This is a genomic window from Desulfocurvus sp. DL1XJH-121, assembly GCF_054819825.1.
The window spans coordinates 1-4309 of the sequence record NZ_JBTVWW010000051.1 but is presented as its reverse complement, the minus strand read 5'-3'; the positions used below and the strand labels follow the sequence as shown (position 1 = coordinate 4309).

The 4309-nt window shown below is 44.1% G+C and carries 2 protein-coding genes; both read right to left on the bottom strand.

Annotated features, from left to right (window positions below):
• Positions 1 to 188: 188 nt before the first annotated feature.
• Positions 189 to 2726, bottom strand: coding sequence for a tetratricopeptide repeat protein (locus tag ACYYG1_RS17255; RefSeq protein ID WP_461211572.1), 2538 nt, complete (start codon positions 2724 to 2726; stop codon positions 189 to 191).
• A 58-nt stretch (positions 2727 to 2784) separates the two neighbouring features.
• On the bottom strand, positions 2785 to 3645 hold the full coding sequence (locus ACYYG1_RS17250) for a hypothetical protein (protein ID WP_461211571.1): 861 nt from the start codon (positions 3643 to 3645) through the stop codon (positions 2785 to 2787).
• Positions 3646 to 4309 lie beyond the last annotated feature (664 nt).

Genomic DNA, 4309 nt, shown 5'->3' with positions numbered 1-4309 from the left:
GGCGGCCGAGGCGGCCGCCTAGAAATCACCCCGCCAGGGGCGGCAGTGTCAGGTGAATACTATCTCTGTACAGGCAAGGCATCCTTGTTGGCAGCAACGAAAGCTGACCCAGAATACAAAGAAGAATGAGGAGTACGGCATAAGCCGCACTCCTCAAACCGATCAGGCCTCGCTTGCTGGTCAAAAGGCTAATCGTTACAAAGCCTCCAGTTAGTCTTTTCGTCCCACAACAAAGTCCCTGGATAGATATTTCTCCCTTTGTAGTAGGGGACCTGACTTTCCGTACTGAGGATACGCAGTTGCATTTTGGAGCCAGAAATCCTCTCTACTGTCGCAGTAATTGTATACTTAACCAATCCAAGCCCCGCAGTGGCTGATACGCACACCGTATCTCCGACTTTTTTGTCGGCCATATGCGCCTTATATGCAGCTATCTCAGCTTCCTTTTTCTGTTTTTTGCGTTCAGCCTTCTCACGCTCATACTCAGCCTTCGCCAAACGCCTTTTCGCTACCAACCCCGCATGCTTTTTTTGAGCCAGATCGCGTTCCTGCGCCCTTGGATATGTCTGAAGAAAATGGGCAAAGCTCTCGACAGTGTCAATTTTCGCTGCAACAGCATATGCCAGCCTCGTCATCCGAGCATAAGCGAGGGCAGCTTGCGGCGACGAGGGGTTCTTTTCAATAAAATATTCATAACTTTTAATCGTGTTCAACTTTTGTGCAACCTCATAGTCAAAAGCAATTTTTTGGTCATCAGTAACGGCCTCGGCTGAAGCAACCGCAAAGTGATTGTCAAAAGTAACGATTGGAATCAGCTTCCTGGTAAGCAATTTTTCTTTGAACTTTCTCGCATCGGAAATCGGGACAGAGAAGGAGACATTTTTTTCAAATTTTGGATATCTTGCAGAAAAAATCAATCCGTTCATCACTTCTGCATCCGCATTATACTTCATGTCTTTGAAATAGGGCTTCCCAAGAACAATTCTTATCGCACCCTCTCTCATCTTTTTATATACGCCTTTCTGATAATCGCTATCAGCAAACAGTAGCTTTTGCTGCATATAATTCCTTTCAGAAACCTCTACAGCGGACAAATATACATCCTCGGAATCTTGATTACGAGAGTCAATTGCGAGCTTCTCTTGCTCCCACTTTTCCCTCAATACAGACTCTCTCGCTTTGAAGTCTATACTCTTTTCAAATTCACCTTTAATAGGGGCTGGAGCAGGTGGATATTCCTCTTTTTTGTACTTTTTAACTTCTTCCTTCCTGGGAATAAGCGCCTTCTGAGTCAACAAGTTGGCGCAATGGATAATGCGTTCTTCGGGCGTCTGTCCGTGAACGCCCAATATCTCCTTCTCGACAGACGAAGGTTCTCTCACCAATATTGCAGGAATATAATAACTACTGAGGCCGTCATAGTATTTTTCTCTATTCCAATATTTTTGATTTCTCTTCAAACGATGGCCAACAACGTCTTTACTTTTTCGATCATGAGTCGCAACCGGCGGACAATACGCATCAGCCATCCCATTACGAACAGGCTTTTCAAGCGACTTCTGCCACCTCTCCGCCACCTTGCTCTTGGCCACTTCGTCAAAGGTCGGCAATCTCCAGCCCTTAACGCCATCAATAGACACATCGGACACTTTGCCAACCACAGCACCTTTTTTGTACAATGTGTTATAGTCATTCATGTTCATAAGAATATAGTTGTCGAGAATAGCCCTGTTCTTGGAAGAAGTGCGTCGATACTCCCAATCCGTAGCAGCCTCAAGGCTATTGGCAAAAGCGGAGGGAAGGGCATATATTAAGCCATTCTCATAAAACGTATCAAAATAGCCCGCAGAAAAATCCTGAGAAGCATCCCACTCAAAAGGCCCTTCGACATCAGTGTAAAAGACTTCTCCTCCCTGAGCCTCATTCTGAGAGCTGGATTCCAGTTTTTCCAACCAATTTTGCGCGACCGTATAGCCTTGCAGCGCAGCACGCGTGTACCAAATTTTTGCTTCTTTAAGAGTTTTTGCGCACCCCTTACCCTGCTCATACATCCTGCCAAGATTGAATTGAGCCTTTGCAAATCCTTTTTCCGCTGCTTCAGTATACCACTTTACAGCCTTTTTATCATCTTGTGGCACGCCTCGACCCAACTCATACATTAGCCCCAGGTTCCGTTGAGCCTTGACATCTCCCTGCTTAGCGGCCTCTGCAAACCATTTCACGGCGAGCTTATCGTTTTGAGCGACCCCATTGCCCTTTGCATAAGCTGAACCGAGCCTTGCTTGCGCATGGCTATCACCTTTGGAAGCCGCTTTGGCATACCACTCTACGGCCTTTTCCCAATCCTGTGGTACCCCTTCACCGGCTTCATACATTTGCCCCAAGGCCGCCATCCCTTTAGAGTCGCCGCTGGAGGCCGCTTTTGAAAAGAGCTTAAACGCCTTAGGCTCATCTTTACCAATATCACCAAAGATATACATGTAGCCCAAATTCACGAGCGCACGGTTGTCCCCTTGGGCCGCCGCTTTTTCATACCATTCAGCAGCTTTTTGCGGATTTTTAACTCCACACTCGCCTTTAGCGTATTTTAAACCGAGCTTGAATTGAGCATTGACGGCCCCTGCTGATGCAGCCTCTATTTCTTTCACACAGTTGCCTTGCGCAAAAGCGTGGGCACTGAAAAAAATCAAAAACACAAATACATTTGTTGCCATTTTCATATTCATTTGTTCCTCGTCGTCTGTAAACAATATGGGGGAATTTTATCTCAAAGACGCCGGAGATTTAATCCAACTCCATGCCGACTTTTCCTTTATTCTCACCAACAGGAGAAGTTTTCTTGTCTGCGGAAGGAGCACCCTTGGATTCTGAGGGAGGCATATCAACCGGAGCATTGCCAACGCTTGTTGAGGACGAGGGGTCTTGAGATTGCTTTTTGACGGTAACATTGGTTGCCTTGCCATCCCGGGGGGAACAAGTTTCCTCAACAGGCAATACCGTATCGTCGTCGATGTTTAACCACTTATCGTAGTATGTATGCTGGCCTCTATAAACGACCACATGGTATTTTCCTGGGGACAGCTTGATCCCTGGATGGTACTTGGCTCGAACGTTCATAATTTTAACTGTAGCGCCTGAAACCGCATTAACAGTCAACGAAACCAGTCGGCTCTTGTCGCTGCCATCCAAGACGATTACCTTGTCTTTTTCCAAAGCAATCCAACGATCCAATGCAGCCTTCTTTTTCGGATAGACACCAATATGGTATTTGCCTTTTTCCAACCAAATTCCATCATGATATTTAGGTTTGATATTAAGAATTTTGACTATAGCTCCCTCAGGAGCTTTAACGGTTAGTTGAAAATGACTTCTTTCTTTCTCGATATCTTTGAAAACAATCCATCCGGCATTCGTCCGAGCCATCCCGTCTACAATTTCAAAGACACCGATTTCATTCCCTATGTGGAGTGTGGTCAATTTTTTAATGGCGGCGCGTGTTTCGTATAACGGCGTTTCCGTTTTGACGAAATATACCTCCTGTGGCTTTCCAAAAACAGGAAATAACGCCTCGTTATTACTAAATTTTTCTGCAATGCAGCCTGTCAGCAAAAGGAACATGCAAAACAAAAGCAGTCTTTGAGACATCTCGGAACTCCTCACCCAAAAATCAGTTCACAGGCAAAACATAACCACACAGTTATGAAACTTAATATATATTAACGAACCTCGATTCTTTTTGCAACACTCTGATATATCAACAATAGTTTTGATAACAATTAAATACATCCACAAGCAGTACATCAATAGCATAGGACTTCATGAATCCATTTTTCTAATACTCTGGTTTTATTTAAAGCAAATAATTCTGAACTATTGAATTTCATATTTAAACAATTATTTGAACGAAGCAAAAACCGTTTATCCAGTCATTGCATTGGAATAATTCTTTATAATTTGCATTCAAAAATAGTATTTTTATGTCTTTATGTTTTATTAAAAATTTGAATTAGTTCATTGTATATAATTTGCGCACGCATAATTCTATTTATATGTAATATATACAAAGAAATTGGTGCGATAATTATTTTTTTACGCTATCATACACATCACAACAGCTCAGTTGCTGAACACAGGATAGCAGATCAATGTTGTCCAACAAATATTGCGCCACAACCGGCCAACACTACGGCTGGGTACTTGCACAACCTGGGGCTGAACAAGGCGTGGCAGACTGTACAGAGATAGTATTCACCTGACACTGCCGCCCCTGGCGGGGTGATTTCTAGGCGGCCGCCTCGGCCGCCTATTT

What these genes read in the sequence shown, in the direction of transcription:
- ACYYG1_RS17255 (WP_461211572.1), bottom strand. Translation starts at nt 2,726, where the DNA reads ATGAATATGAAAATGGCAACAAATGTATTTGTGTTTTTGATTTTTTTC.
- ACYYG1_RS17250 (WP_461211571.1), bottom strand. Translation starts at nt 3,645, where the DNA reads ATGTCTCAAAGACTGCTTTTGTTTTGCATGTTCCTTTTGCTGACAGGC.